General features: G+C 34.3%; 32 protein-coding genes. 18 read left to right on the top strand and 14 right to left on the bottom strand.

Annotation, left to right across the window (positions count from 1 at the left end; translation table 11 throughout):
- Positions 1-54 precede the first annotated feature (54 nt).
- The 4 genes from QXK50_04460 (at position 55) to truD (ending at position 3529) form a co-directional block, all read left to right on the top strand.
- A complete protein-coding gene (locus QXK50_04460) occupies positions 55-546 on the top strand; it encodes a hypothetical protein (GenBank protein ID MEM2008419.1) in 492 nt (163 codons plus the stop codon).
- A gap of 4 nt (positions 547-550) precedes the next feature.
- A complete protein-coding gene (hisS, locus tag QXK50_04455; protein ID MEM2008418.1) occupies positions 551-1858 on the top strand; it encodes a histidine--tRNA ligase in 1308 nt (435 codons plus the stop codon).
- Positions 1859-1970: 112 nt separating this feature from the next.
- Entirely contained in the window at positions 1971-2345 is a 375-nt protein-coding gene (pth2, locus tag QXK50_04450) for a peptidyl-tRNA hydrolase Pth2 (GenBank protein MEM2008417.1), read from the top strand.
- An 11-nt stretch (positions 2346-2356) separates the two neighbouring features.
- Positions 2357-3529, top strand: coding sequence for a tRNA pseudouridine(13) synthase TruD (gene truD / locus QXK50_04445; GenBank protein MEM2008416.1), 1173 nt, complete (start codon positions 2357-2359; stop codon positions 3527-3529).
- Positions 3530-3538: 9 nt separating this feature from the next.
- Here the strand turns inward: truD and aspS are convergent, their stop codons facing one another.
- On the bottom strand, positions 3539-4846 hold the full coding sequence (gene aspS / locus QXK50_04440) for an aspartate--tRNA(Asn) ligase (GenBank protein MEM2008415.1): 1308 nt from the start codon (positions 4844-4846) through the stop codon (positions 3539-3541).
- 350 nt (positions 4847-5196) lie between these two features.
- On the opposite strand from aspS, the gene argF reads away from it, so the two are divergent.
- The gene (argF, locus tag QXK50_04435; GenBank protein ID MEM2008414.1) at positions 5197-6138 is read left to right on the top strand and encodes an ornithine carbamoyltransferase; all 942 of its coding nucleotides are present in this window, start codon (positions 5197-5199) and stop codon (positions 6136-6138) included.
- On the opposite strand, the gene QXK50_04430 is transcribed toward argF, so the two are convergent.
- Entirely contained in the window at positions 6130-6783 is a 654-nt protein-coding gene (locus tag QXK50_04430; GenBank protein MEM2008413.1) for a hypothetical protein, read from the bottom strand. The genes argF and QXK50_04430 overlap by 9 nt on opposite strands.
- Positions 6780-7271: an adenosine-specific kinase gene (locus QXK50_04425; GenBank protein MEM2008412.1), complete on the bottom strand. Its 492-nt coding sequence runs from the start codon at positions 7269-7271 to the stop codon at positions 6780-6782. Before QXK50_04425 ends, QXK50_04430 begins: the two co-directional genes overlap by 4 nt.
- Before the next feature lie 146 nt (positions 7272-7417).
- Here QXK50_04425 and QXK50_04420 point away from each other — a divergent pair, with 146 nt between their 5' ends.
- Both QXK50_04420 and QXK50_04415 read left to right on the top strand, forming a co-directional pair.
- Complete coding sequence (locus QXK50_04420) at positions 7418-7693, top strand: hypothetical protein (protein MEM2008411.1); 276 nt, start codon at positions 7418-7420, stop codon at positions 7691-7693.
- A gap of 214 nt (positions 7694-7907) precedes the next feature.
- Positions 7908-8213 carry a hypothetical protein gene (locus tag QXK50_04415; protein ID MEM2008410.1) on the top strand — a complete coding sequence of 102 codons (306 nt, stop codon included), beginning with the start codon at positions 7908-7910 and terminating at the stop codon, positions 8211-8213.
- A gap of 96 nt (positions 8214-8309) precedes the next feature.
- On the opposite strand, the gene QXK50_04410 is transcribed toward QXK50_04415, so the two are convergent.
- Positions 8310-8615 (bottom strand): hypothetical protein, encoded by a 306-nt coding sequence (locus tag QXK50_04410; protein ID MEM2008409.1) that lies wholly within the window; start codon positions 8613-8615, stop codon positions 8310-8312.
- A 250-nt stretch (positions 8616-8865) separates the two neighbouring features.
- On the opposite strand from QXK50_04410, the gene speD reads away from it, so the two are divergent.
- The gene (speD, locus tag QXK50_04405; GenBank protein ID MEM2008408.1) at positions 8866-9249 is read left to right on the top strand and encodes an adenosylmethionine decarboxylase; all 384 of its coding nucleotides are present in this window, start codon (positions 8866-8868) and stop codon (positions 9247-9249) included.
- A gap of 306 nt (positions 9250-9555) precedes the next feature.
- Here speD and QXK50_04400 read toward each other — a convergent pair whose 3' ends face one another.
- From QXK50_04400 to QXK50_04385, 4 genes are all read right to left on the bottom strand, one after another.
- Positions 9556-9846, bottom strand: a complete 291-nt coding sequence (locus QXK50_04400) for a hypothetical protein (protein ID MEM2008407.1) — start codon at positions 9844-9846, stop codon at positions 9556-9558.
- A gap of 441 nt (positions 9847-10287) precedes the next feature.
- Entirely contained in the window at positions 10288-11670 is a 1383-nt protein-coding gene (locus QXK50_04395; protein MEM2008406.1) for a hypothetical protein, read from the bottom strand.
- A 17-nt stretch (positions 11671-11687) separates the two neighbouring features.
- Positions 11688-11960 (bottom strand): DNA import protein CedA1, encoded by a 273-nt coding sequence (gene cedA1 / locus QXK50_04390; GenBank protein ID MEM2008405.1) that lies wholly within the window; start codon positions 11958-11960, stop codon positions 11688-11690.
- A gap of 87 nt (positions 11961-12047) precedes the next feature.
- Positions 12048-14933 carry a DEAD/DEAH box helicase gene (locus QXK50_04385; GenBank protein MEM2008404.1) on the bottom strand — a complete coding sequence of 962 codons (2886 nt, stop codon included), beginning with the start codon at positions 14931-14933 and terminating at the stop codon, positions 12048-12050.
- A gap of 979 nt (positions 14934-15912) precedes the next feature.
- Here QXK50_04385 and QXK50_04380 point away from each other — a divergent pair.
- Positions 15913-16176: a hypothetical protein gene (locus QXK50_04380; protein ID MEM2008403.1), complete on the top strand. Its 264-nt coding sequence runs from the start codon at positions 15913-15915 to the stop codon at positions 16174-16176.
- Here QXK50_04380 and QXK50_04375 read toward each other — a convergent pair.
- Positions 16173-16547, bottom strand: coding sequence for a hypothetical protein (locus QXK50_04375; GenBank protein MEM2008402.1), 375 nt, complete (start codon positions 16545-16547; stop codon positions 16173-16175). The genes QXK50_04380 and QXK50_04375 overlap by 4 nt on opposite strands.
- A gap of 86 nt (positions 16548-16633) precedes the next feature.
- On the opposite strand from QXK50_04375, the gene QXK50_04370 reads away from it, so the two are divergent.
- The 9 genes from QXK50_04370 to QXK50_04330 all read left to right on the top strand — a co-directional run bounded on the left by QXK50_04370 (position 16634) and on the right by QXK50_04330 (position 22080).
- The gene (locus tag QXK50_04370) at positions 16634-17395 is read left to right on the top strand and encodes a hypothetical protein (GenBank protein MEM2008401.1); all 762 of its coding nucleotides are present in this window, start codon (positions 16634-16636) and stop codon (positions 17393-17395) included.
- Between the two features lie 51 nt (positions 17396-17446).
- Positions 17447-17800, top strand: coding sequence for a hypothetical protein (locus QXK50_04365; protein MEM2008400.1), 354 nt, complete (start codon positions 17447-17449; stop codon positions 17798-17800).
- Between the two features lie 75 nt (positions 17801-17875).
- Positions 17876-18637, top strand: a complete 762-nt coding sequence (locus QXK50_04360) for a hypothetical protein (protein MEM2008399.1) — start codon at positions 17876-17878, stop codon at positions 18635-18637.
- Positions 18638-18890: 253 nt separating this feature from the next.
- Positions 18891-19832, top strand: a complete 942-nt coding sequence (locus QXK50_04355; GenBank protein MEM2008398.1) for a DNA primase small subunit domain-containing protein — start codon at positions 18891-18893, stop codon at positions 19830-19832.
- 4 nt (positions 19833-19836) lie between these two features.
- Positions 19837-20343, top strand: coding sequence for a hypothetical protein (locus QXK50_04350; GenBank protein MEM2008397.1), 507 nt, complete (start codon positions 19837-19839; stop codon positions 20341-20343).
- 148 nt (positions 20344-20491) lie between these two features.
- A complete protein-coding gene (locus QXK50_04345) occupies positions 20492-20767 on the top strand; it encodes a 50S ribosomal protein L44e (protein MEM2008396.1) in 276 nt (91 codons plus the stop codon).
- 18 nt (positions 20768-20785) lie between these two features.
- Positions 20786-20989: a 30S ribosomal protein S27e gene (locus QXK50_04340; GenBank protein ID MEM2008395.1), complete on the top strand. Its 204-nt coding sequence runs from the start codon at positions 20786-20788 to the stop codon at positions 20987-20989.
- Between the two features lie 74 nt (positions 20990-21063).
- Positions 21064-21888, top strand: a complete 825-nt coding sequence (locus QXK50_04335) for a translation initiation factor IF-2 subunit alpha (protein ID MEM2008394.1) — start codon at positions 21064-21066, stop codon at positions 21886-21888.
- Between the two features lie 6 nt (positions 21889-21894).
- The gene (locus tag QXK50_04330; GenBank protein MEM2008393.1) at positions 21895-22080 is read left to right on the top strand and encodes an RNA-protein complex protein Nop10; all 186 of its coding nucleotides are present in this window, start codon (positions 21895-21897) and stop codon (positions 22078-22080) included.
- 25 nt (positions 22081-22105) lie between these two features.
- On the opposite strand, the gene QXK50_04325 is transcribed toward QXK50_04330, so the two are convergent.
- From QXK50_04325 to QXK50_04305, 5 genes are all read right to left on the bottom strand, one after another.
- Complete coding sequence (locus tag QXK50_04325) at positions 22106-22735, bottom strand: hypothetical protein (GenBank protein ID MEM2008392.1); 630 nt, start codon at positions 22733-22735, stop codon at positions 22106-22108.
- Positions 22736-22764: 29 nt separating this feature from the next.
- Complete coding sequence (locus tag QXK50_04320) at positions 22765-23445, bottom strand: phosphoribosyltransferase (GenBank protein ID MEM2008391.1); 681 nt, start codon at positions 23443-23445, stop codon at positions 22765-22767.
- Between the two features lie 392 nt (positions 23446-23837).
- Complete coding sequence (locus QXK50_04315) at positions 23838-24383, bottom strand: hypothetical protein (protein ID MEM2008390.1); 546 nt, start codon at positions 24381-24383, stop codon at positions 23838-23840.
- Between the two features lie 375 nt (positions 24384-24758).
- On the bottom strand, positions 24759-25157 hold the full coding sequence (locus QXK50_04310) for a nascent polypeptide-associated complex protein (protein MEM2008389.1): 399 nt from the start codon (positions 25155-25157) through the stop codon (positions 24759-24761).
- An 85-nt stretch (positions 25158-25242) separates the two neighbouring features.
- Positions 25243-26589, bottom strand: coding sequence for a glycerate kinase (locus QXK50_04305; protein ID MEM2008388.1), 1347 nt, complete (start codon positions 26587-26589; stop codon positions 25243-25245).
- Between the last annotated feature and the right edge of the window lie 26 nt (positions 26590-26615).

Here is a 26615-nt window from a genome sequence, read left to right as displayed (position 1 = left end):
TCGATATAAATTAATATCCTGTTAATCACAGTATGCACACATTGTGGTATATAGATGGTTGTAAACACATTTGTGAAATATGTAGAGGGTAAAGCATATCTAGTTAGAGCATCATCTGACCTTAAAGAGAGATTCGGATTATCAGAAGAGAAAGAGGTTCCGTTACCCATTCTTTTGTATCTAGTGTATACAGGTGTTGCTGAGATAGTTAATGAGAAAGGGGAGAGAATAGGGTTTAGAGACTTGGTAAAATCATTAAAGAATGCTAATACATTCTCTATGTTCATAGTACTTTATGACCTTGTTAAGAGAGGAAGGAAGGTCGGTGTTGGAGAGATCCACAACGAGCTTGTGATTATTGATGAGAAGATCAAGATATACGTACTTGATGAAGATTCATACATAGTTGCAGAAGAACTTTACAAAATTGTTGATAGAGCTATTAAGCAGGGCTACAGATTAGTTGTAGCTGTAGTTGATATTAATGGTGAAGTTACATATTATGAAGTTAATAAAACAGACTTTCCTAGAATAGAGAGGAGGTGAAGTTATGCACATATCTTATGAACCTGTACGCGGATTCAGAGACTATATACCACCTGAGAGCGAGCTCTTGACATGGGTATGCCAGACTTTTGCAGAAGTAGTTAAGCGTTTTGGTTATATAGAGGTAAGAACGCCTACTGTAGAGAGTTTCCAAATTTTTGCGCTTAAATCTGGTGAAGAGATAAGGGAATCAATGTTTGTATTCAAAGATAAGGCTGGAAGAGAAGTAGCTCTTAGACCAGAAATAACCCCAAGTATAGTTAGGGTTTACTTAAAGGAATTGAGACATTGGTCAAAGCCCATAAGGATCTACTACATAGGTAATGTGTTTAGATATGATGAACCTCAGTTCGGTAGATACAGAGAGTTTACTCAAGCAGGTGTAGAGATCTTAGGGGGAGATGAAGTATATTATGATGTAGAACTTATCGAACTCCTAGAGGAGTTCTATGACGCTATAGATCTCAGAGACAGAAAGTATAAGGTTAATAATGTGGGTATATTCAGGGAATTAGCTAATAGAGCTGGTATAGAGGATAGTGATGTAGATAGATTTCTTCACTATCTGGATAAAGGTGTATATGATAAGGCAATAGAGCTGTTCATTGCGAAAGGATCATATGAAGAAGCCAAAATATTAGAAATTCTGGCAAAACCTAAGAGCGAATCGCAAGATGCTATGAATGTATTAAGGGAAGTATTGAGCAACACTAAAGACAACAGCAGGATCATGAGACATGTTGAACTACTAGAAAGATACATCGAGATGGTTAGAGGTATAGGTGCTGATGTTATTGTAGAACCATTGTTTGCTAGAGGTATAGCATACTATACAGACATTATATTCGAGGTTGTAGTACCATCAATGAGTATAAGTATAGCTGGTGGAGGTAGATACAACAACTTGACAACAATCTATGGTGGTGAAAATCTCTCGACAACAGGTTTTGCTATAGGTGTTGAAAGAACTATGTTGGCGTTAATGAGCAGAGGGATAAAGAGTGTGCCACTACATGGCAAACGAGTTCTCCTTATACTGCTTGTAGATGACATGAAAGCATTTGCAAAAATATATCGTATTGCAAAAGAGCTTAGAAATAAAGGATTTACTGTTCAGTTAGAGGTGTCTTCATCAGTCAGTAAGCTGAGTAGATGGTTAGAATACGCTTCAAAATATTCATTTAAACATGTCATAATTATCGGTAAGAGGGAAATTGAGAGAAATGTGGTAACAGTTAAGGATATGGAAAGGTGGAGTCAAGAGGAGATAGAGGTAGATAGACTCTTAGAAAAGCTTATCGAAAAAGAATAGGATTACCAATTATGTAGTAATATTTCGCTATCTCACTGAAGAGACCCTATATTTCAGAGGCGACTAGAGGTAATATTGAACTTATACCTCTATTTTGTTGTGGGTGCTCAAAATGTGTTGTGTAGATAGAGAATTTAAGCAAGTAATTGTTGTGAGAACCGATATAAAGATGAGTAAAGGGAAGCTAGCAGTACAGGTTGCACATGCAGCTGTAGAAGCTGTTGTTAAATGTATTGAGGATATTCGATGTCGTAGAAATGTTGAATTATGGAGATCACAAGGCCAGAAGAAGATTGTGGTAAAGGTTAACTCTATTGATGAATTGCTTAAGATAAAAAAGCTTGCTGAAGAACACGGTATTGTAACTGCTTTAATAGCTGATGCGGGATTGACAGAACTTCCACCAGGAACGGTCACAGCTCTCGGTGTAGGTCCAGCTTCTTCAGAATCTATTGATAGAGTTACAGGATCTCTACCTCTACTTTAATGGAGATTCACATGATTAAGCATCTTGTGTCGAAGCACTTTCTTGATATAGCTTTAGGTATGTACACATATACGTATCCCGAAGCTAGTGATATGGAAATAGAGGTTTCGATACCTAGATCATATGGATTTATGGTGTATGAGATAGTTAATGGGATTGGTCTAGATGTTCTAAGTAGAGATTACGGATCTGTTGATTTATGTCACAATAAATACATATATGTGGTGAAGAAAATCAATGTGGATAGCTATACACTATGTAGATTACTTAAGAAGAGACTCAGATGCAGATCTTCTGAAATACTAGGTTTGAAAGATACTGAAGCTGTAGCACACCAAATTGTGATACTGTATGGATGTAGAGCTCCTGTCAAAGAGCTGAGATTAGAAATGAAAGAAAGGTATATCGAGGCATTTCTATGGCAATGCGATACTGAAGTTATACACAATGGTAACAAGTTTATGATAAAGTTGTCAGTGGATCCAGATAATGTAAATGTAATTATGGATAGACTAGATGTTGTGAAGAAATACGGGGGAAGGTTTCTAAATTTCTTCGGTTACCAACGGTTCGGATCAAGAAGACCTATAACACATATGTTAGGCAAACTTTTGGTTAAAAAGAATTGGGATTTATTTATTGAGATACTGTGTAAATATTCATTTTCTACACAATATCTAGTTGCCAACAAAAGAGGATATACTTTCTGTAATCTTCGGTACAGATATGAAGATCCTTTAACATTCATAAAGAAGGCAATACCTAGGGACTACCTCAGATTGTTTATTGAGGCATATCAGTCATACCTATTCAATGTGGTACTATCGAAGCTATGGATAGAGATGTTAAGTAATAGAAGTATAGAAAACACATTAAGTGTTATGAATAGTACCTATAGATATATGCCTATAGTTGGGAGTAGGATTAACATTCAGCAGCCAGGCATCAAGGAGGTGGCTGAAGAAGTTCTTGATGTCGAGGGCATAGAACCTAAGGACTTTATATTGAAGGAGCTAGGAATAGAGTCTAGAGGAGATTTTAGAGAAAGCATAGCGTATGCTAGAGATATTTGTGTAGATTCTGAAAGAAATGAGATAAAAATTAGTTTCATACTAGATAGAGGAAGTTATGCTTCGATTTTTATACGTGAAATAGTTAGGTCGAATCCTCTACTAGTTACATAAATTGTTGTACTACGGAGATAATCTCTTCTTATCTCTCGGGAATAACGTTACTTCTTTAACATTGGTTCTACCTGTAAGTAACAATAAGAATCTTGCTAATCCAAGTCCCCAACCGGCATGAGGAGGCATTCCATAGTCAAACCACTTTATGAAGTACTGGAAGTTATCGGGATTGAGTCCCCTACTTTTTAGAGCTTCTATAAGCATTTCTCTAACATGGATTCTGGAACTACCGGAGGCAAGCTCTAGATGTTGCCATATGAGGTCAAAGCTTTCGCTCAATTCTGGAGCACTATCTTTTGGTTTGGTATAGAATGCCCTTGTTTTTGTCGGAAACTCTATTACAAAGTATAGTGGAGACGCTATTTCTGATGACAGGATCCTTAGTTCGGGAGTTCCTAGATCGTCGCCAAACTTTATATCCAGTCCTTTTCTTCTCAATATATCGAGAGCTTCTGTGTAGGGTATTCTAGGGAAAGGAATAGATACTTCAGGCAAGCTATGCCTAAGGATCTTCAAATCTTCTGCATTTTCTTTTTCAACGGATTTGAATACTGTGTAAACTAATTCTTCAAGTATTGACATAACATCTCTATAATCGAGAAAAGCTGCCTCTATATCAACACTTATGAACTCTGATAAATGATATGGTGTATCACTTTCTTCAGCCCTCCATGCATGCCCTATTTCGAATACGCGTTCAAGTGATGCTGCCAGTAGTTCCTTATATAGTTGTGGACTTTGAGCTAGAAAAGCTTCTTTCCCAAAGTATATGACTGGAAACAGATTTGCACCTCCTTCTGTAGCTGTAGCTATAATTTTCGGTGTAAATACTTCTACGAAACCTTTAGATATTAGTACGTTACGTATAGTTCTGATAGCGGTATTCATTATCATTACTATTGCACGCATCTCAGCTCTTCTGAGATCTAGTACACGTTCCCTTAGCCTAGTGTCTAGATCTGCTTTAACCTTACCACTTACATCTAGAGGTAGAGGGGATATAGCTTTGTTCAGTATGTTTATTTGTATAGGTACTACCTCTACACCTCTAGGAGCCCTAGGATCTTCTTTAACGGTACCTTTCACCTGTAGCACAGTTTCAAAAGTGAGATCTTGTATTGATGCAAGGATATCACTAGATACTGAATCTTTCGATATAGTTATCTGTATATAGCCACTACCATCTCTAAGTACAATAAACTTTTTGCCCCCCAAATCTCTAATCTGGTGAACCCATCCAGCTAAGATTATCTCCTTTCCTACTAGTTCTTTAGTTACATCTACACATCTGTGTGTCTTATACCGAGATGTCATGAGAGTATTACCTACGACCTTACTTAATATGTGCAATAATCACTATATACTGAGAAGATTGATCCTCAAGGTTATAACTGTTCATGAGTCAAGCGCAATCCTACAACAGTTCAAGTATTTAAAAACATTCTATGATATAATGGTTACTCAAGCCTGTTAATCACATTATTAATTTTAAATTGTAACTAAAAGCTTCAAGATAAAAACTCATGGATTAATAGAGCGAGATAAATGCTCAGTATTCAGTAGAACGTGGACAGTTGATATGCATTGTAGAAAGCCTTTGTGATAAAGTATAAATATTGTGTATCCAGAAGGATCAATATGCTATTTGGTGAAACATCATGAACATTGTTGATAGTTTGAGGGGTAGAGATCTTCTATCTATAGCAGATTGTTCTAAAGTAGAGTTAGAAAAATTGGTAAATCTCAGCTTCGAGTTGAAGGACAGGTTCTACAAAGGTGAAGCAATAATCCCTATACTATCTGGAAAAGTACTAGCACTGATATTCGAGAAACATAGTACGCGTACGCGTGTAAGTTTGCAGGTTGCTATGCATCAACTTGGAGGTACATCTCTATATCTATCATCTCAAGAACTTCAACTAGCTAGAGGAGAACCTATAAAAGATACTGCTAGAGTTTTAGAGCGTTATGTAGATGGTATAGTGGCTAGGGTCTATAAACATGAAAATCTAGTTGAACTAGCGGAATATTCTAGTAAACCGGTAATAAATGCGTTAAGCAATATTGAGCATCCTCTTCAAGCGATAGCTGATGTAATGACTATTATTGAAACTAAAGGAAAGATAGTAGACCTCAAGATAGTGTTTATAGGAGATGGAAGTGATAACGTTCTTCACAGCTTTATGCTAGCTATAGCAATGCTCGGTGGAAAACTGTATATAGCTTCTCCTAAAGGTTATGAACCACGTAGCGAAATATTGAGTATGGCTTATGAAATAGCTACTGAAACAGGTGCCGAAATAAATATAGTTAGAGATCCTATAGAGGCGGTAAAAGATGCTGATGTCATATATACTGATGTGTGGATTAGTATGGGTCAAGAATCAGAACGTGACAAAAGAATTAAAGATCTAAAACCTTATCAAGTTAATACACAACTTGTTTCTCATGCTAAAAAAGATTACATATTTATGCATTGTTTACCAGCACATAGAGGTGAAGAAGTTACTGATGATGTTATAGAGTCAAAGAATTCTGTAGTATGGTTACAGGCAGAGAATCGATTACATACGGCTAAAGCCGTTCTAGCTTGTATTTTAAGTTGAAGAGCGTTTCACTCTACGTATCTTTTTCTTTTTCCTTCTTTTCCTCTTCCTTTTTTTACTACTTTTAGTAGACCTCCTTCTACTTCTTGATGGTATGCTTTTTGATATAAGTTCTTCTACTTTAACATAGAAAATACCTTCATCAACCTCTATAGCTAATGCAGCTACTTTTGATTGATTTAATATTCTTATTGGGCTATAGAACATGTAGAGTTCATCATGTGAAAGATCGTGTGAGAGAATAGATGTACTGTTTTGATTAGGTTTTAGTATTATCTCACCTATTTCTAATTGAAATTCTTGAGGTTTCAGTTGTGTAAATAGGTGTATGCGTTTCACTCTTGATATATATGGAAAATTCAGAACATTATCAGATCTAATTGATGTATACATAGCTTCATAACCAATACCATTAACCTTAACAATAGCTCTTGCTAAGGGATAATGTTTTGATGAACTTAAGCTTGTAAGCCATGATAGGAATAGATCTTCGTCACTTACTAAACTTGATATGAAGTCCTTAGACTGCACTACAGTTTCTACGTTATCTCTTCTGTATAGTGTTATAATACACACATCCGGTATCTCTATATCGTAGGGCTTATAGTACTCGATTACTATTGTATCATTGTTATTTTTACTCATTTTTTGTACCCTATCTTTCTTAAGAATTGATATCGCTCTTTTTTATCTTCCTCATTTTCGATACCTAAAGGTGGATGTCCATCTACTACACCTATGATGCCTCTACCTTGATTCGTTTCAGCCACAATTACTTGAAGAGAATTAGCTGTAGCAACATAAATTCTCACAACCTCTTGCACATTCTTAAGAGCATTCAATATATTTATAGGCCACGCATTTTTTATGTAGAGCACAAATACATGTCCTGCACCAATTTTCTTAGCTACATCTATTGCAAGCTTAACAAGTTCTTCTTCATTACCTTCATATCTCACCAATCTCTTACCACTAGCTTCATTAAAAGCTAATCCAAACCTCATGTTAGGAACAGATGTTACAAGAACTTCGTAGATATCTTCGACAGTCTTTATAAAGTGGCTCTGTCCTATAATCACATTACATCCAGAAGGTATAGGAACATCTACTACCTCTAGCTTGATTTGAGTCATTTGGCTTACACCCTATATATTCCCTATGATCTAGTTTTATTAACTACTACTGTAACGCTTATATATTGTTAGCGTAGTTCATGTTTAGACTACAATCAAGATCAGTTCAATAGATAAGCATAAATCATCATATCACGGTAATAGATATGGATATAGAGGTCACTACTCAGATATGTATTGATTATAAATCTAGGTGTGCTCATATAAAGATATATAATCATGAAGGAAGAAACACACATGACAAAAAGTACTGTGGAATTGAATTAATTAACATAGAAGGAATTACAAGGATACCTATGAAAGATATAGCTACGCAAATGATGTGTATTAATGTTGAAACAAGTGACATAAGGATTGTGCAAGTAGGTTCGATCTTGAGGGTGGAATCTGATAGCAATATAGCGAAATCATTGAATATATGAACATTGATAACACGTATAGAACATCCATGGATAACATTAGTTATAGAACTATAAACACGAAGATCTAAATTAAATCATGTCGGTAACTATGTGGTCTAGATTACAAGGTCATTACTGATGCTGTATGGATTTAATCTATGAACCTAGATGAAACAGCATGAAGGCTTAAGGTGTCCACACTAATTTAACTCATATAGTACATGGTGTGAAATTTATGAACAAACTAACCAGATTTTTGAACACATTAAAACTCTTTGGATTTGTTATCTTGGATTCTAAAAACATAGATATAGTAGATATGTTAAAAAATTCTGGGCTATTGCAGTTATTCCATATACGTAGACTAAACGGATATACGATACTTGGAATAGATTCCGAGGCATGCGAAAAGGAATGTGATCTCAATTGTAGAGATGGTAATGGCAAGAGGATCAGAAAATGCTATGGAGAATGTATCGATAGATGTGTTATGGATGAATTAAATAACATCATTAGATCGATATCGAGAATGTTTCAGTGATTCTATCAGTAATCTATATGCGACGCGATTTCTCTAAATTAGATTATATAATAACTCTATAATTTGTTAGATAGATGTTGCTACACCTTAATACTTTTAAGCTTTTTTACTCGGTGAAACAATAAGCATAAATAATGCTTCACGCAATGGTTTAGATAAATTATAACATCCATAACCTTGTTCAATAAGACCTTTATCTATAAGCTTCCTTATCACTGATCTAGGATCGTCTACTTTATACAGAGCCTTCAGCTCTCTTATAGAGATAATAGTACCTACGGATACATTTTGGAGAAAGTAGTCGAGTACTTTTTTCTCGTCTTCTTCAAGACCTTGGACAATTTGTAGAATGTCTTTGCTAAGATACTTAGATATCTTATCTATTAGTTCGTATTTACTCATAGTGTATTCAAACCTTCCTAATCAAAATACTTAATACACAGTAACTAATTATTAAATCTCAATCAAAATCGATAAATAGTTGTTAAACACAATGCGCTAGTGTGTAGATATGAATGACGATTTTTAAGGTAGAGGATTTTTCACTCACATAACTGTTTAGTAGGTTTATATAGGGTTTTTTAGTCTAGTCAATTAATTAATTATAGAAATATTTATAAATAGTACATAACCAAATCTCTCTGGAACTAAAATGGAGGCCTCATTACTAGAAAAAAAGGTGTTAGTATATGGGAAACATATTGTAGGAGATCTCTATGAATGTGAAGAAGATAAGCTAAATGATGTATTGTATCTCGTAAATCTAGTGAGAGAAGCAGCAATTGTTGGTAACATGACATTACTTGATATAAAATCCTGGAAAATAGGGTTTGGCGTTAGCGTGTTTGGTATTGTGTTGGAGAGTCACATATCTATACATACTTGGCCTGAATACTCGTTTGCCACGGTTGATGTATATAGTTGTGGTACTCATACAGATCCAGAAAAAGCATTCAACTTTATAGCATCATCATTAAGGCCTAAGCGTGTAGAAAAAAGGATTGTCTTACGAAACTATGAATTAGAGGAATATTGAGTATAATTGCTACCCTAATGTTAGATAATAGGTATTCATATCCATAGGGTTTTCATGTCGATCTATACAGTTTCTTTCGTTATCATTGTATTCAGAGTAATATCATATATACGATTTAGTATAGAGAATGATGTGAACCTGAGACATTATTGTATGCTTTATGGAATTAAGGTCTAGTACTTTAATTGTCTAAAGGATAGCACAAGATATGTAGTTGAATATAGAGGATTTACGGATTTCTATGGAATTACTAAGGATTAAATGAACATCAATCTTTCTTGTAATGAAACAGAATCTGCAGAGAGCTTATCTGACTTCAATGACCTCTACTTTCATCCATGATATATAGTCCTTAAGTCTCTCTAGAGCTTTCTCTACATCTTGCTTGAAGTCTTTCAATGGTATATCACCGTTATATATCTTTATGTAGATGAAGTTGTCTATAAAGCTCTTCTTTATATCGTATTTACATAACTCAGGTATACAAAAACTATCTATGAGCCTAACCAAGTCATTAAGACGTTCACTCTCTTTAAGTAAAACAAATATGTTGATATATTTCTCTTTCTTAACATTCTTAACATTTTGAGTAGACATAGATGATGCACCTTGTTGTCTGACGATCAGCAAGTAGCACTATTATATACTAAGAATAATAACTGTTTCAGTTATCAGCTAATACGTTTCAGAACTTGGCAAATTCATCACCTATCAGATTTCGGGTAGATTCATCAACTCTAATTTAAGTACAAGTGCATACGGGGATTTACAGATTTTAGTTCGATTATGCGTTACATAGATCTTAAATTAAATTAGTTATTAAGTGTTCATGGTTAAGAAGCACATTCTTCATTACGAAAAGATCGAATCATCATCTTCTATATTTTTCTAAAAGTACGTAAGATGATATTGATACTCCTAATAGTAGAAGAAGATTAACTAGATTGAAACCTTCGTTATGTTTAATCATAATTATAGCGAATAAAATCACCATTACTAAGTTAAATAGAATTATTTTGTTGCGAAGTTCGTTTAATATCATGGTATCAACCTGAGTTTTGTAACACCACCTAATAGTTTCGATAAACCATAAGATGCTGACATGAGTAACGAGATATATAATAGAGATGAAATGATTTCTACATATGAGGTGTAAGTAAGTATATCCATAATATCGCCTACGGTATTTGGATGTAGTTCATATATATTGATAGGATACAAATGTTCTGTAGATGGTTCTAGTTCCTCTAAAGAACGTACCTCAAACCTTAAATATATGGTGTGGATCCCTGGCGATAGTGGAATTACGTATGTATTTCCTGGAACATTGTACCATATCCAACTATATGCTTTGTATTTTGTTAAATCATCTATACTTATTGTATTGTTTATAGATACTAGATCTATTTTGTATTGATCTACTATAGAGAGATAGAGACTTCCATGTGATGGAAGCTCAACCTTAAAAGAGATGGAGTTACTTTCTATTTCTGATATCTCTAGGAAATGTGGTTGAGGCGCCGCATGTATAGTCATGCCTTTTCTATAGTAGAGTAATCCTCTAATTGATACATCTATTCTGCACATACTTAATGTAGACCGATCTAAACATAGATTTGATAGAATGACGTTTGTTAAGTTCGTATAGAATCTATGACTAGATGCATCAAAATATAATGTTGATGGTTTTTCTAAGTACTTTTTACTGACTATTAGAAGCATATGTCCATTAGGTGCAAGTTTTGCTGGACCCACATATTTATCCTCTACTTCAAGACCCACATACCCTTCTAGAACTCTATAGCCTAGATCAGTAACAACATTACCGTATATTATGGTGACATCTAGAAATGAATGTGAAACCGGTGTAGACAGAATTGATACGAAATTCGGATACAAGGGTAAAGCTAAATAAAGCACAAGTGTAAATGATAGAAGGAATGCACCTGCACTTCTAGCTATTCTGAATGGTATAGCCATTAATGTTATACCTAACGATGAAAGTACCCCAATATTATGATAAACCAGTAAGGCGAGGAAGTACATGAGCAGTAACGCATATAGTGATGCCGTAATGATGTTTATACCTATCGACAGAAGTCTAGATAGACCCGGAATAACTTTCAATATATAGTCTTTCAATATACTTAAAACAGTTATGAGGGTTGTTCTATACATTATCAGACCTCTAACTGTATGTATATAATATGTCCAATTACCTCCTAGCGTATGTCTTAAGTAGTCAGCAAAACTTATGATACTATCTATGGTTGTAGAAAGAATGGCTACAAAGAATGCATCATTTATCAATCTAGGGCCCCATCTCTTGAGCCCAGTTATGGGTATAGGTAAAGCATAAATGAGAACACCTAGATAGAATGTAAGAATTGATAAATAAAATGATGTTAGAAGTAGATGCATTATAACACCTATTGATGTTAAGGTAGTTCAGGTACAGGGGCTTTTGGCAGTACATTTCCGATGGCTGAAGATATGTACGATATTAACCAAAAGATAGAGGTCCCAATAGCAACCCAAAAGGCGCCCCAAATAGCGTCTTCTATTAAACCTTGTCCTACTCTTCTAATTTTGCCTGAAGGTATGGGGGATCCCTTGATAGCCCATCCAATTATCCACGTTAATAGGAATAACATCCACGAAATTACAACTATTTTTCCTATTAGGTCTCTAATTAGTTCCACTATATCCATTGTCTCCCACAATACTGATTCAGTATATAAAGTGTAGCTGTGCTATAGTTTGATGGATGCTATAAGGAATTGTGATGATGTTAATAATTATTCTGTATTTCTCCAATATCTTGCAGTCCTTAAGAATGTCTTTTCCTGATCTATGATATTCATTATTAGTGTATTAAGATCTGAAGACTTAGCTATAATACGTTTTGCGGTCTCAGTACCTATACCAATACCTCGAAGAGCTATAATTCCTGCCACTCCATGGTTCATAATGAAATCTACTAGTTTCCGATGTCTATCTAAAGCTTCTTTTTCGATTTGTAGAAACTTAATATTTTCGTGGCTACTTCTCTTAAGTTTTTCAAACACTCTCTTGAGTAAGCGTGTTTCATCAGCTTGATTAACTAATGTTATAGCCATGGATCCACAGTAGGGACATACTATAGAGCAAGAGAATAACGAATTACACGAATTTAGCTTCTCTTTCAAGTTTATATTCCATGTATTGTAGCAAGAGGTGCAAAACAATTTGATTTCGGTTTCAAGGAGCCTTCTCTTGACGATTTCGATTATAGTTTCGCGAGGAAGTATTGAATATTTGACTAAGGTTCTGAATACGCCTAATGCAGTAATTTCCTCAATAAATGGTGATGCCTTTGAAGAGACTATTATTTTGACTTTGATTTTACCATTAACAAAATTTTGAAGAAATCTTAAAAGCTCATCTATATCGATTTTCTCTACATAAAGTTCTCTTAAAGCCTCTGAAACAACAATATCAATGTTAGATAAACCTTCAATAATTCTTTTCACGTTAGTTGCTTCAACTTCCTTACCTATGATGCCTAGTTTCTTAGCGACATTTACTAGCCTCCATTTAAACAAAGAACTGCTCTTAACTACGTTCTTAATAATTTCTGTTACTTCATCAGGGGCTCTAGCTATTTGATGAAGCCTCTTAAAAATCTTGATTAAGTCGTCCTTGCCAAGTAGACTATTGATGAGGAGAACCGTACCTAACTGATGCGATTTATATGCTACTGATACACCTAATTCATATTTTATTAGATACTCTATCAATAGGGAAAAAGCTTCTGAGGCTTTCGTACCTAGGCATGTATAGAAGGCAAGTAATGACGTATTCTCTTTTTGTACACGAAATAATTCTACAATAATAGCGTCATCCCTAGGGTATATTCGGCAAATCTTTTCTCTATTCTTTTTAAAGAATTCTCTTATGACCTCATTGGCTTTATACTCATCCATTAACTTATCTACACAAATATCGGTATCACAGGTACAGAATCTTCTGGCAAAGGCACATACTTCACGTGCAACATTTCTATGAACCGGTATAGTTTCGCCAATCCATTTAGGTAGAACCTCTTTATCAGATGATTCTATGGGTAAAACTACCACCTCTCTCTTCTCGGTATCAACTCTGACTATCTTCCATAACCTACCCGCCAAAACAATAACATCATCTTCATTACACGTTAATGCAAATTCTTCATCAAGTAATCCCATAGTTTTTCTATCTAGGAGAGATTTAGCTTCGTAATGATTAGTGTCGGGAATCATGTTTGTTGATACATAATATATAAGTCCCCTCTTAGTGTATGCACATTCTCTACTTTTACACTTGATCATACCAATTGTGTTGAGGAAATCTATTACAGCTTCAAACTGTGATAACGTCATAGAGTTGAACGGCATAGCTTTTGTAATTATTCTCCATATCTCCTCTATATTAGCATGTCTTCTCTCTAGAATTATACCTACTATTTGATGAGCAAGTACGTCAAGTGGTGCCAAGTGATAGTTTAAACGTTCTAGGAAACCTCTCATGGCTCTACGAGATATAATTAAGGATTCCATTAGCTCTGTCACAAGTGGTGGAACCACTATAATTCCTCTAGATATAGCTTGTTCTCGATGTCCAGATCTACCAACTCTTTGAATAAGTTTTAATGCTTGTCTAGGAGACATGTACTGTATAACCATATCTACACCACCTACATCTATACCTAATTCGAGACTAGAGGTAGCAACGACGACATGTAGGTTTCCTCTTTTGAACATCCCTTCAACCAATTCTCTTATATCTCTAGATAAGGAACTATGATGCAAGGCTATATCATTCTTACCTAAACACTTAGATAGGCTATAACCAAGTTCTTCTGCCATGACACGTGTGTTAGCAAACAAAAGCACTTGTCCAGGGACTTCAGTACCTAAGATTTTGTTACATAAGAATGATACAACATTATCAGTATCAAATACACCATCACTGTATGAATTATCTGAAACCATCACCTCTATATCATATTTCTTAGCACCTTTAACGTACACTATATCGTATCTTCTGCCCGAGAAAAAGTAATGAGCAATGGAATCCACATTCCCTAATGGAGAAGAAATGAGCAATCTTCTCACATGTCTACCGACAATTTCATCGAGTCTCTCAAGAGCTACAGCAAGTTCTGCTCCTCGTTTGTTCGGTAAAATATCTTGAGCTTCGTCTACTACAACGGCATACAGTCTGCGGAAGTTATCTCTTATTCTATCCTTAATTAACAATATTTGGAGACTTTCTGGAGTAGTAATCAATATACTAGGTGGATTCTTTAGAACTCTTTTTCTAGCACTTGGAGAAGTATCACCGTGCCATATACCTACATTTAGCTTAAAAATCGATGCAATCCGTTCAATTCTACGATATATATCTCTATTTAGAGCTCTCAAAGGAGTTATGTAAAGTACTTTAATACCACTACTATCATTCATACCTTTTAATGTTAACTTATACATAAGGGGCAAAAAAGCAGCTTCAGTCTTACCACTACCTGTAGGAGCAACTATTATTACATCTAGATCGTGACCTAGTATCCTCGGTATCGCAATTTTTTGAACAAGAGTTGGAGAATCGAATCCCACAATATTTAACAATCGTTTAATACCATCTTCTCCCAGAACTTCCATCATATTCTATCATCTCTTATACTTAAATGGTGTAAACATCGTAGCTAATGTATTTGTATTTACCTACTTTACACGATATGATATACAGATAATAAGCTAATTTCCTTATTATCTTCCGTACGGATTATTAAGGTACAGAATGATTTTATAGTATTTGTGACCATTATATAGAGATGACCTGGGGTTCAAATATATGATCCTTGAAAAAGCTAAATATAGCTTTCTGTTCCTCTATCCAGCTATATATGGTCCTTGTTTACTCTGTATCTTCTCCCACATTGTTAATGGTTACGTTAACACTACGCTAGATATATTCTTCAAAATGGGTATCTGGAGTAGAGTTATCAATATATTGATGTCCTTATCAATGAATATTAAGTGTACAGTTTTACTGTTTATCTTAATATTTGTCGAAACACTTCGAATATCTATACTAAATACAAGATCAGTATTGCTGTTTGAATCCGTTTTATTGATACCTTATTTATGGTGTATAGAGGTGGTGTTTATACACATTGTGATATCCTATGCGCTGCTGAAGATTGCAGACAAATGTGTCTCAAGTAATGATAACCAAATATGCTTATCGTTAAGTAGAGAATGTGATTCAGAACCTAAATCTCGTGGATTAATCATATTTATTTCAGGGATTTGCCTAGGTATTCACATACTGTACTCTTACATAATACCTGTAAACATTGCTACAGTAGCGATCTACATAACTCTTATGGTAATATGTTATCGATTAAGTTGCATATCAAAAAACTATGGCATTGAAATACTATTGTCTGCAATACCACCTTTTGGAATACTCATTCCACGGTACACTAAAGAATGTGAAAACAGTCACACTCTAAAAAGGTTGGGCTAGAAAGTCGTTAAGGTGTGCTAAGAACGAAAGATATAAAAGTTTGCTATTTTGTCTTATGTTATCAAGCGTTATAATCACGTATTTAGAGCAATTTGTGAATTGGTGGAAATCATGTTTGATGAGGAGGTTACAAGTGAGGTAATCGAAGAAGAAAGTAGAAGAGAAGAGGCAGACTACCTAGGAGAGGAGGAGATCGATATAGGAAACATAAGTGTATCAGAGATCGAGTTATTTCTAACTAGAGCTGAAATATGGAATGGACTTTTACAGAATAGAATAACTATTAATGAAGCCCTAGATTCGTTTCCATCATCCAAATCATTGCAAGAGACAACAAAAAAGGTATCAAAGAGATCGCGTAAAAGAAAATCTTAAGCTTTTTCTACTTCTATATTATTACTAACAAGTATTTCTAAAACTTCATCTAGCGATATAGATCTATCTAAAATAACCTCAACCATTCTTGTTTCATCTATCTTAATCAATTTTATTTTGTCTATAAGAACCCTCTTTCTGATAATATCACTTACATTCTTTTTAGGTGTTAGGTATTCCTTAAATTTCTTCTTCATGATGTTATAGAATGTATCAAAATAATTAATCATACGTATGGCATCTTCAACATCTTCCTCACCTTTATTCAAGCTTCTCTGCAATATATTGAGGATTTCAACAACATCTTCAGCAAACATTACTAATGCCACGTAGTCACCGATAGTTTTATATACTTTAACTTTTTTAGTCATGAATCTTCACTCAAATGATTTATGATATACTTAATAAATTGTAACAATTTTAAAGTTTGTAAAAAAAGAGAAGTAGTGGTGTCCCAATGAGTGTGAAAGCAGTTTATCCAAGTGGAGTAGTATTTAAAAAGATTATGGTAGCGCTTAAAGGAGTAGTTGATCAAGTGCCTATGTTCTTTAGTTTAGAGGGTTTTATTATAGAGGCATTAAGTCCAGATAAAGTCACAATGGTTGTTTTCGAGCTTCCTTCAACAGCTTTTGAGGAATATACTGTTACAGGTAATGTTAGTATAGTAGCTGATAGAGATGAATATATTAAAGCATTTAGAAGAGCATCAAAACGGGATAGAGTTGTATTTGAGTATCTTGAAGGTTCTAGAGAACTCAAGATTAAGATACTAAATGTAAGGTCGGGTATTGAGAGAGAGCATGCAGTATCGCTATCAGAAATAGGTTTCGAAAGATTAGGCGAAATTAATATATCTTACGAAGTCCAGGCATCGTTACCCACATCAGAACTGGTGGAGGTCATAAAGGATGTAGTGTTAGTTGGAGATGAGATAATGTTTGTGTATTCGTCAGATATGAACGCTTTAAAGGTGTCGGGACACGGTGAGCTAGCGGAATACACTACAGTATTAAGGCAGTTTCAACCATTAACGTATTTGGAATCATCTATAGGGAGTGTCATAGTAAAGTATGGTGTAGAGCATCTTAAATCATTGTCAAAGTTACTGGATTTAGCTGATGACTGTACAATAGCTTTTGGTCCTGAGAAGCCTCTGAAGATTTCATTAAATGTTGCTGGTGGAGGAAAGATTACTGCATGGATAGCCCCAAGAGGTTGAATTAATGACAGGTAAGTAGGTAACTAAGTTGTAGGATCTGAGGATATAGACATGTATATTGAAGTAGTTAAGATTGATGGCAAAGGAAGAATAACTATACCATCGTATGCAAGACTCATTCTGGATATTAGTGAAGGAAGTAACGTTATTATGAATGTAGATGAAGATAGGAAAGTTATAGAGATAAGAATGCTTCGAGATAAAGTAATTGAATGTTTAGGCATCATCACTAGAGACGATATGGTGAGGCTGATTAGCGGAGTAGATCTTATTAGTGTTAAATGTGTATGCGAAGACATTCAAAACTGTAGTCTATATAGGTGTAACATTTTATTGAAGAATCCAGATAATGTTGAACAGACCATGCTTAGCTCTACTAAATCTGTTAATTGTACTGAAATCTAGATGGTAATTTATAACCATAATACTATAAATAGTATTAGTACTGTGCAGATCTACTATAGAGTGTGGGTGAGGTTAATGAATTTGAGAACTGTATTCCTTGATGCAAGGCTGTGGCGATATATATTAAGAGAGCTTTCACAATTCGTGGAGTCGGTCGGAATAAGGTTCCATCCTTCTGAAGGTGCACGTCTTAAAGCTATGGATCCTAGTCATGTTGTGCTTGTAGATCTATCTATACCTTCTTCAGCATTTGAAGAATATAACGTAAATGAAGAGTCCACTCTAATAATACCATTAGAACCTGTATCGAAGGTTTTACGTAGAGCTGGAAGAGGCGATAAACTAATGATTACAAGTGACGGTCTAAAACTCACTATAGGTCTCGTATCTAGAGGAAATACAGAGAGGATCTTTACATTACCTCTTCTCTCAGGAAGTTATGAAGAAATACCGGAACTATCACTGGAATTCGATGTCCAGGCAAAGACTACAGGAATTACATTGGCATCATCTTTGAGTATTCTAGAGGATGTAGGTGAAATTCTAAAGATAAAGGTCTATAAAGAAGGTATATCACTTATATCTACGTCGGAGCTTGGTGAAGCAGAGATAGCGTTAACAATACCTGCAGGAACGTTAATAGATTATCAATCTCTACAAGATATCGAAGAATTTATCAATGCTTATTCTATGGAGTATTTATCGATATTATCAACGATATCTAGGATAGCGGAAATCGTCACTATTAAGTTAGGTAGGGATATGCCTTGTGAATTCGATTTAGATCTTATCTCAGGCTCCATAATGAAACTCTACGTGGCACCAAGATCAGAATAAGGGACGAACCATAGACACAAAAACATTAGGTATAATTACGAATCTTGTAAAGGAATTCTATATAAAAAATGATCTAGTATTTCCTCAAGATTTCTATCTTAGGGAAATAGCCCTACAACCATTCAATAGTGAAACATATCTGCGTCACTTATCTTTCTCATCACTTTCAGAACTGAAGAAACATATAATTGATGTTATTCCAAGGCATCTTTACTATTCTTCAGCTCGTTATAGAGAACCTGCAAATCCTATTATGGATGAAAAAAAGTGGTTAGGAAGCGATCTAGTGTTCGATATTGATGCTAATGAAATATCCGAATGTCAAGAAAGTGGTAAGTATGTTCAGATGAAGTTCTGTAGGAAATGCGGTTTCTACATTCAACAGTTAGACGTTAAATCGTGTCCACAATGTGGAGAAGAACTAAGCAAATTTGAACATATCGAGCCAGAGTGTATCAATATAGCTAAAGAACATGTTGCAAAGCTTATCGATATACTTGAAAACGATTTAGGCTTTACTAAGATAATCACAACGTTTTCGGGTCATAGAGGATTCCATGTGATTGTAGAACTTGGTGAACCATATAGTTACATGTCCCCAGATGAAAGGCGCGAAATAGTATCTTACATAAAAGTCGATGATTATCAGTTGAAAGCATTCATAGATCAAATAATTAAGAAGTCAAAGAAGTACGTGGTGCTTCCACCAAGAGTTACTGATGGTGGTATAAGAAGACGAATAGCAAGATATCTAGCTAATTATGTAGACGAAGAGATTAGAGAATTCATAATGGGATCCAAATCCGTACTGAATTTTGAAGTAGCACAAAAAGTTTATGAATATCTAATACAACATTTAAATGATGTAGCTAAGGCTATTTCAGTCTGTATAGATGCTAAGGTCACAATAGATATTACGCATTTAATTAGAGTCTCAAATAGTGTAAATGGAAAAACGGGTTGGAGAGTGATTCAAATTAACAACGCAGATGTATATGCTTTTGAGCTATCACCTCATAACCTATCGGCCTCTGACGTTAAACTTAAGATAAGATTCCTAACCTCTATACCGCGAGTAACGGTAATAGACGAAGAATTCAGTTTTAAGAAAGGTGAGGAAGCTTCTCTTGAGTATCCATATGCATCATACTTTGTATATAAAGGTCTAGCATCAATAGTTAATGTAGTTAGGTGATAATGTGTCTAAGCATGATATAAACATCTTGTATAAATTAATTGAGGATATCTTATTTAGAGATGTTGATATCGAGAATGTGTACAAATCACTAGTAGAGATAAATGATATGGTTATAATATTCAATGGATGGTGTTTATCTAATGTACATGACCCAATATACTATAGTATATGTAATGAAAATCTTAAGTTAATAGATGAAGTTATAGATAGCGTTCTAAAGTTTTTAGAAACAAGGTTTATCGAAGGAAAAATAATATCAGGCAATGATGTTCTTTCTAAGCTCTACAATCTATTCTTAAGCACTTACAATAATTTAAAGAACATTGTTCAGAATTCAATTATAATACATGGTGAAAAAGTTTTATGCAAGATATTGAAACCTATATCGATATCCGACATAGTTATCGCAAAAGGATTCATAACACCTATCCACATAAGTCTAGCAACAATTCTAAGTGCACTAGGTTATGTTGAACCTGTTTATATATCTGTTCAAATCAGGAAATAAAAGCTAAGTTATCGATATCTATGTTGGAAAGCAACTAGACATAGCTTCATATTATTCTATCTATATACATACTTGGTTTTACCATTATGGCTTATAAATCGATCTAAATCAGTGTACTCATAGTAGAAGATTGCATAAGGGATGATAGTTGAAGATACCAAAGACTATAAACACATATTGTCCTAAATGTCGTTCACATACACAGCATAGTATAACTATATATAAACACGGCAAACGTAGAACCTTAGCCCAAGGTCAAAGGAGATATTTAAGAAAACAAGAAGGATATGGATCAAAACGTAAACCAGAGCAAAAGAGATTCGCAAAAGTAACCAAAAAGGTGGTGCTGAAGCTTAAATGCTCAAAATGCGGATTTATACACCATAGAGCAGGAATAAGGATTAAGAAAGCTGAACAAGCATAAAATCGGTGGGTGAACGTTATGGCTAAAAAGAAAAGAATATTGATACCAGAACCTAGATCGAGATTTATTAGAGTTAAGTGCACAGTATGTGGAAACGAACAAGTGGTATTCGATCACGCAACATTTCCTTCGAGATGTCTCGTGTGTGGAACTCAAATTGTTCAACCAACCGGAGGCAAAGTAAAACTCATTAATGCTGAAGTTGTAAAGACACTAGACTAGAGCTTCATTATCTTAATCAAATAGATGTAAGTCTAAAATTAAGTAGAAGAAATCTTTACTCAAGTTGACGTGATATGAGTGTTATACCATTTAGGAAAAAAGGTCTACCTGAAGTTGGAGAGTTAGTTATAGCTAGAATCGATAAAGTTTTCGAATACGGAGCTTATGCTACCCTTCTTGAATATGAGGCACAGGAAGCATTTATTCCATGGAGTGAAGTAAGTACAAGGTATGTAAAAGACATAAGAGATGTACTCAAAGAAGGACGAGTTGTTGTAGGTAAGGTTATAAGGGTCGATAAAAAAGTCCCTAAGGTACAAATAGATATTTCTATTAAGAGAGTTTTAGAAGGAGAGAAGAGGATCAAAATTTTGAGATGGAAGAGACTACAGAGAGCTCAAAAGATAGTAGAACTTGCTGCCAAGAACATAAAGAAGAATTTAAATGATACTTATAGTGAGGTATGGTCTAAACTAGAAAAAGATATTGATCCCCTGTCAATTCTTGAGCAATGCATACTTGAAGGTCCTGAAGTACTTATTAGAAAAGGTATACCAGGTTACTGGTCTACTGCTATATGTGAAGAGGCTAAGAAACACATATCGATAAAAATGGTAAAGATCAGAGCTATCATGAAGATTGCATCATATAAATCAGACGGTATTGAAAGAATAAAGAAAATACTTACCAGTATATACAATATTGAGCTTCCTCAAAATACTAAGATATACGTCTATACCATTGGTTCACCACGATATAGAATAGAAATAATGGCACCACACTACAAAGATGCTGAAAAGATATTTAATCATGTAAATATTATGTTACATAATTTAGTAAAAGAGCTTGAAATAGATCAATTTGAAATAGAACGTGAAGAGATAGAAAAAGGAGGATAATATTTAATGAAATGGAAAATAAGAAAATGTTTAAACTGCAAAGTTTATACACTTAAGGATTGGTGCCCCAAATGTGGTGCAAAAACATATACACCTCATCCACCAAGGTTTTCGCCTGAAGATAAGTATGTGGAGTACAGAATAAAGACTAAGTATCCTGAAATACTTAAGAAGAAAGAAACTATAAAATAACATGTTGTATCACAATATGGATTATCTATTTTAACCATATAATACCATCTACTAAAACATTGAATTGAAATATACGATCAATTTTGGGTTTAAGGATCCTTAGAACTCTTCTTGATTTAGATATACGTTCTAGTTCTATAATTATATCGGCCCAGTAGTGAAGATATACATAACCGGGAAATGTATCATCTTCGCTAGCTCTTACTTGAGCTGAAGAAATAATGAAAACACCATTTTCATTAAGTATATCAAGAAGTGATAATAGTTCTGCAAAAAACTTTATACCTATTGGTGTTAGAGATTCTATCCGATAGTGATAATTAATACTATCAATAATTATACATACAGGTCTAAGTGAAACAAGATTCTTCAAAATCTCTAACACATTGCTAAGGATATGTTGTTGATCTATAGCTATCGAAAAAAAGATATTTCTAGAGTCTATGTCTAAAAGATGCATTCTTGTAGCAAAGGAGGATCCTTCTGTACTTATGAAGAACAGAGCCTCATGTTGAGCCAAAGATTTATAAGAACATTTTATTGTGTTTAAAAGAATATTAGTTTTACCTGTAGCTGCCTCACCATATATTATGATTTTCTTAGGCTTTGAAAATAACAGCTCGTCTAGATAATCGTTACATGTACTGAATCTCATAAATTTGGCTAACCTGAGATACATCAGTATTATTTTTCAACATATCTATACTTATCCATGTCGTGAACTAGTACTCCCCTTTTCAGTAGTTGTCGAATAGCTTCACTAAAGTAATTTTCACTAACTTTAATACCATACCACTCGTAAAAAGCATTACGAAGTTCCTCTAAGTTCCACGAGTCTTTTCTTGTATCTCTTTTTGTCTCAACTAATATCCTTTTTATGAATTGTGCTATATCCTCAAGTCTTGTCCATGGATATTGGAACCACACCCAATCTCTTACTTCTATATAGTAGTAATCAGGTTTTATTTTGGCTATAGGTGAAATCCATTGGAGTGCAGCTACACGAAGATCTTTCGGTTTCCAATTACTTAATATATAGCTTTTAGCTAATATAACAGATTCTCCTGTGTCTATAATATCATCAACGAGCAGTGCTACATAGTCTGATAGATCTATTGTATATTCGAATTTTATTAACGCTCTCTCTCCTTTCTTAGCCGCTTCTGTCCAGTGCTGTGATTGTATTGAAATAAGATTTTCTATTCCTAGAAAATCGCATAAAAGTCTTGCTGGTACATAACCACCTCTAGCAATAGCTATAACTACATCAGGTATATATCCATCAGATTCTATTTTCTTAGCTAGACCCCAGCTCCATTCAACAATATCGTCCCAACTAACTAATTTAACCGGCACACGAGGCATTTATTTCACCTTATACGCATTAATATCCCTAGTATATAGCTCTATGTGTGGATGCATTATAAGATCAATATACATAAATATTTTAAATGTGAGAGGTTATAAATAGTAAGTAGATGAGATTGCGCACTATCACATAATGTGACATACATGTTCATAAATCTATTAAAATGATGAGCTGCATCCTTACTGAACCTAAGAATGATGTGTACGAATCTTACTGAATTATTTATTCTAAGATGGTATAAGCAATCCTCCATTTAGTAAAAGTATATTGTATTGCTTTATAAAAATGCGCTATAGCTAGATGCTATAGATAACTATTTGTTTGTTAAAAGCTACAAATATTGGATATGTTATAGAAATAGTATTTATTTAGTATTTTGAGTTGAAAGTTAAAAGAATGTTAATAAGACTTCTAGAACTATGGAAAGCAACATTATCGATATAGCTATGGTCATGGTAAACAGATGATAGAACCATACCCTAAAATAATACCTTTTCTTAACGATATCAAGGAGTATTCTATTACCCTCTAGCATAATCAAGCTATACGATAAAAGGTGTAGATACAATGTTGGTGTAGACATTAGTACGAGTAGACTGTTTATAGCATCGGAGTTCGTGTGACTGTTTATAGCTATTAACCATGCGTATCTAGTCACAATCTCTATGTAGTTAATAAGTCCTATTATCGGTATAAAGACATACAACATTGTATATAATCCGTTTTTGATCATATACACAAACATATCTTGTGGTATAGTTGCATTAGATACTATCTCTTTAATTCTGGTGATAGATTCGACGATCTCTTCTCTAATTCCTTCTGGTGGAGGTACGCAAATTACAACAACATTTATGTAAGCTACAAATAAGATAGTCATGAATATCGCTACTGAAATACTTTGAATGATATAATTTATACCGTCTTTAACCATATTGGAGCCTCGAGATACATAAAAGATTTAAGCTACTTAGTATTTATGCATCTTTACGCTATGGAAGAAATTTGCATACGTTTAAAATGGTATTTGAATTTATGTAAAGATATCATAAACTCGAGTATAAATGGTGTAACTAATTATAGAGTAAACTACTACATATCCAGATACTTACTTACTGTTATAGCCATTCTAATTATAACAATCAACAAGTATAATGATATAAGAATTATCTGTCCAGAAGATATCTTGAGAAAGTCAATTGAATTAGGTGTGCGTTTCCTCCATGGTGAGTATAGTTGTGCAAACAATAGCGTCATTCTTAGTGTTTTAGAGATTTTATGTCCTTGTGTTAGTAAGTATCTTGAAAACTCATGTTGTGTGAGATGATTTCTTTTCAGATTCTATAAGCTCTATAGCTTTAGCTATATCACCACCTGCTTTTAATATAGCATCTCTAGCTTTTTCAACTGATACATGTGTGTATTCAGCTACAAATTGTATATCATCATTGGATATCTCTACCTGTGTAGGTATTGAAGTAATTTGTTGATCTTTCCTTAACTCTTCACGAATGTTTTGAGCAGCTAAATAGAACATTTTTTGTCCACTAAACTCGACTATAAACACATCGGGTTTCTCTAAGATCAATTTTCTGTCGCTTAACACTATATGTACTTCTTCAGCATCTACAAGCTGATCTATCTTTATGCCTAACTTCTTTAACTGTCTTAATTGTTTTTGAAGTTCTCGAGGATTCATGGGCAGCATTTTTTCTCCCTAGATTTTTAACAATACCGGTATTTATATTATCATATTTTACTATTGTTTAGCAAACATTAGCATAATCGTAGGTTTAAACAATTATCGCCACAAATATGTCGTTTACATTAGTTCCTGTGTAATCCGTAAATATAGCTCTACCTAGTTTAGAGAAAAATGTGAAGCTATCATTATTTTCAAGAAACTCGATGGGATTTAATTCCATCTGGGTAGCTTCTTTAAGTACATTCTCATCGACTATGGCGCCTGCGGCAGGACTTATTCCATCTATTCCATCGCTTCCCATACAGAGAGCTAAATAATTTTCAATTGTTTTCAAAGATATGGAAAGCGATAAACATAGCTCTTGATTCCTTCCACCTACTCCTTTACCAAGTACAGTTACGACGGTTTCTCCACCAGCTAATAATGCTACAGGTCGAGCTACAGGTTTCGAGTATTTATCTATACTCTTTATTATTGATGCCAACACTTTTCCCACTTCTCTTGCCTCACCTTCGAGCATAGATGTAAGAATCATTGGCTTAAACCCTCGTTTCGATAGCTTTTCTGCTAGTGCTTCGAGAAGAATTTCATTACTAGCCACAATGATATTCATAACTTTACTGAAAATTGATTCAGAAGCCTTAGGTGTATCTGATATCTCTCCTTTAATTCCTTTATCAATTATAGTTCTTATACTGTTTGGCACTTTATCCCAAATACCGTATCTTTTTAATATCATGTAAGCGTCTAAAAAGCTTGTCTCATCTGGTGCTGTGGGTCCTGAAGCTATTGTATCTATTTTGTCACCTACTACATCGCTTATTATTAATGATACAATGTTCTTAGCACTTACGTATCTTAACATTTTGCCTCCTTTAACCTTAGATAACCTTTTCCTAACAATATTCAATTCATATATATCAGCTCCTCTGTTCATAAGCTCTTTCGTAACAAACCCTATATCGTTAAGTGAAACATCATCTTCAGGAATTTCGAATAGAGCCGAACCTCCACCAGAAACTAATACAAGTAATGTATCATTATTTTCTACTCTTTCGAGATACTCTATAAGCTGTTTGGATGCTTTTACAGTATTTTCTCCAGGAATAGGATGATCTCCCCTAACTAAAATTATCGATCCTATTCTGCCAACCTCGTTGGGCGTTATTACTATCCCCCCTTCTATCTTATCACCCAGTATGTCATTTATTGTCATAGCCATTCTCTTTGAAGCTTTACCAAAACCTACAACATGAATTTTCCCACCAACATCTATGTTGACACCCTTCACACTAATACCTCTATCTGTAAGCTTCACGTTATTGATTATTGCAGTATAAGGGTCTACATGATCAAAAGATTCCTCAACTGTTTCAATAACAATTCTATGTAGATCTCCCCTAATCAATTCATGTTTATTCTTTATAAGTTTCATAGAGACACCTATTCATTGATGAACTC

Source organism: Ignisphaera sp. (assembly GCA_038831005.1).
GTDB lineage: Archaea > Thermoproteota > Thermoprotei_A > Sulfolobales > Ignisphaeraceae > Ignisphaera.
The sequence above is the reverse complement of the archived record's forward strand: the minus strand, read 5'-3'. Positions and strand labels throughout refer to the sequence as shown.

What these genes read in the sequence shown, in the direction of transcription:
- cedA1 (MEM2008405.1), bottom strand. Translation starts at nt 11,960, where the DNA reads ATGGATATAGTGGAACTAATTAGAGACCTAATAGGAAAAATAGTTGTA.
- hisS (MEM2008418.1), top strand. Translation starts at nt 551, where the DNA reads ATGCACATATCTTATGAACCTGTACGCGGATTCAGAGACTATATACCA.
- QXK50_04310 (MEM2008389.1), bottom strand. Translation starts at nt 25,157, where the DNA reads ATGCTGCCCATGAATCCTCGAGAACTTCAAAAACAATTAAGACAGTTA.
- QXK50_04320 (MEM2008391.1), bottom strand. Translation starts at nt 23,445, where the DNA reads ATGCCTCGTGTGCCGGTTAAATTAGTTAGTTGGGACGATATTGTTGAA.
- QXK50_04415 (MEM2008410.1), top strand. Translation starts at nt 7,908, where the DNA reads ATGAACAAACTAACCAGATTTTTGAACACATTAAAACTCTTTGGATTT.
- QXK50_04325 (MEM2008392.1), bottom strand. Translation starts at nt 22,735, where the DNA reads ATGAGATTCAGTACATGTAACGATTATCTAGACGAGCTGTTATTTTCA.
- QXK50_04370 (MEM2008401.1), top strand. Translation starts at nt 16,634, where the DNA reads ATGAGTGTGAAAGCAGTTTATCCAAGTGGAGTAGTATTTAAAAAGATT.
- QXK50_04400 (MEM2008407.1), bottom strand. Translation starts at nt 9,846, where the DNA reads ATGTCTACTCAAAATGTTAAGAATGTTAAGAAAGAGAAATATATCAAC.
- QXK50_04355 (MEM2008398.1), top strand. Translation starts at nt 18,891, where the DNA reads ATGGATGAAAAAAAGTGGTTAGGAAGCGATCTAGTGTTCGATATTGAT.
- QXK50_04395 (MEM2008406.1), bottom strand. Translation starts at nt 11,670, where the DNA reads ATGCATCTACTTCTAACATCATTTTATTTATCAATTCTTACATTCTAT.
- QXK50_04335 (MEM2008394.1), top strand. Translation starts at nt 21,064, where the DNA reads ATGAGTGTTATACCATTTAGGAAAAAAGGTCTACCTGAAGTTGGAGAG.
- truD (MEM2008416.1), top strand. Translation starts at nt 2,357, where the DNA reads ATGATTAAGCATCTTGTGTCGAAGCACTTTCTTGATATAGCTTTAGGT.
- aspS (MEM2008415.1), bottom strand. Translation starts at nt 4,846, where the DNA reads ATGACATCTCGGTATAAGACACACAGATGTGTAGATGTAACTAAAGAA.
- QXK50_04315 (MEM2008390.1), bottom strand. Translation starts at nt 24,383, where the DNA reads ATGGTTAAAGACGGTATAAATTATATCATTCAAAGTATTTCAGTAGCG.
- QXK50_04385 (MEM2008404.1), bottom strand. Translation starts at nt 14,933, where the DNA reads ATGATGGAAGTTCTGGGAGAAGATGGTATTAAACGATTGTTAAATATT.
- QXK50_04330 (MEM2008393.1), top strand. Translation starts at nt 21,895, where the DNA reads ATGAAATGGAAAATAAGAAAATGTTTAAACTGCAAAGTTTATACACTT.
- QXK50_04410 (MEM2008409.1), bottom strand. Translation starts at nt 8,615, where the DNA reads ATGAGTAAATACGAACTAATAGATAAGATATCTAAGTATCTTAGCAAA.
- QXK50_04305 (MEM2008388.1), bottom strand. Translation starts at nt 26,589, where the DNA reads ATGAAACTTATAAAGAATAAACATGAATTGATTAGGGGAGATCTACAT.
- QXK50_04420 (MEM2008411.1), top strand. Translation starts at nt 7,418, where the DNA reads ATGGATATAGAGGTCACTACTCAGATATGTATTGATTATAAATCTAGG.
- QXK50_04375 (MEM2008402.1), bottom strand. Translation starts at nt 16,547, where the DNA reads ATGACTAAAAAAGTTAAAGTATATAAAACTATCGGTGACTACGTGGCA.
- QXK50_04425 (MEM2008412.1), bottom strand. Translation starts at nt 7,271, where the DNA reads ATGACTCAAATCAAGCTAGAGGTAGTAGATGTTCCTATACCTTCTGGA.
- pth2 (MEM2008417.1), top strand. Translation starts at nt 1,971, where the DNA reads ATGTGTTGTGTAGATAGAGAATTTAAGCAAGTAATTGTTGTGAGAACC.
- QXK50_04365 (MEM2008400.1), top strand. Translation starts at nt 17,447, where the DNA reads ATGTATATTGAAGTAGTTAAGATTGATGGCAAAGGAAGAATAACTATA.
- QXK50_04430 (MEM2008413.1), bottom strand. Translation starts at nt 6,783, where the DNA reads ATGAGTAAAAATAACAATGATACAATAGTAATCGAGTACTATAAGCCC.
- speD (MEM2008408.1), top strand. Translation starts at nt 8,866, where the DNA reads ATGGAGGCCTCATTACTAGAAAAAAAGGTGTTAGTATATGGGAAACAT.
- QXK50_04460 (MEM2008419.1), top strand. Translation starts at nt 55, where the DNA reads ATGGTTGTAAACACATTTGTGAAATATGTAGAGGGTAAAGCATATCTA.
- QXK50_04360 (MEM2008399.1), top strand. Translation starts at nt 17,876, where the DNA reads ATGAATTTGAGAACTGTATTCCTTGATGCAAGGCTGTGGCGATATATA.
- QXK50_04380 (MEM2008403.1), top strand. Translation starts at nt 15,913, where the DNA reads ATGTTTGATGAGGAGGTTACAAGTGAGGTAATCGAAGAAGAAAGTAGA.
- QXK50_04340 (MEM2008395.1), top strand. Translation starts at nt 20,786, where the DNA reads ATGGCTAAAAAGAAAAGAATATTGATACCAGAACCTAGATCGAGATTT.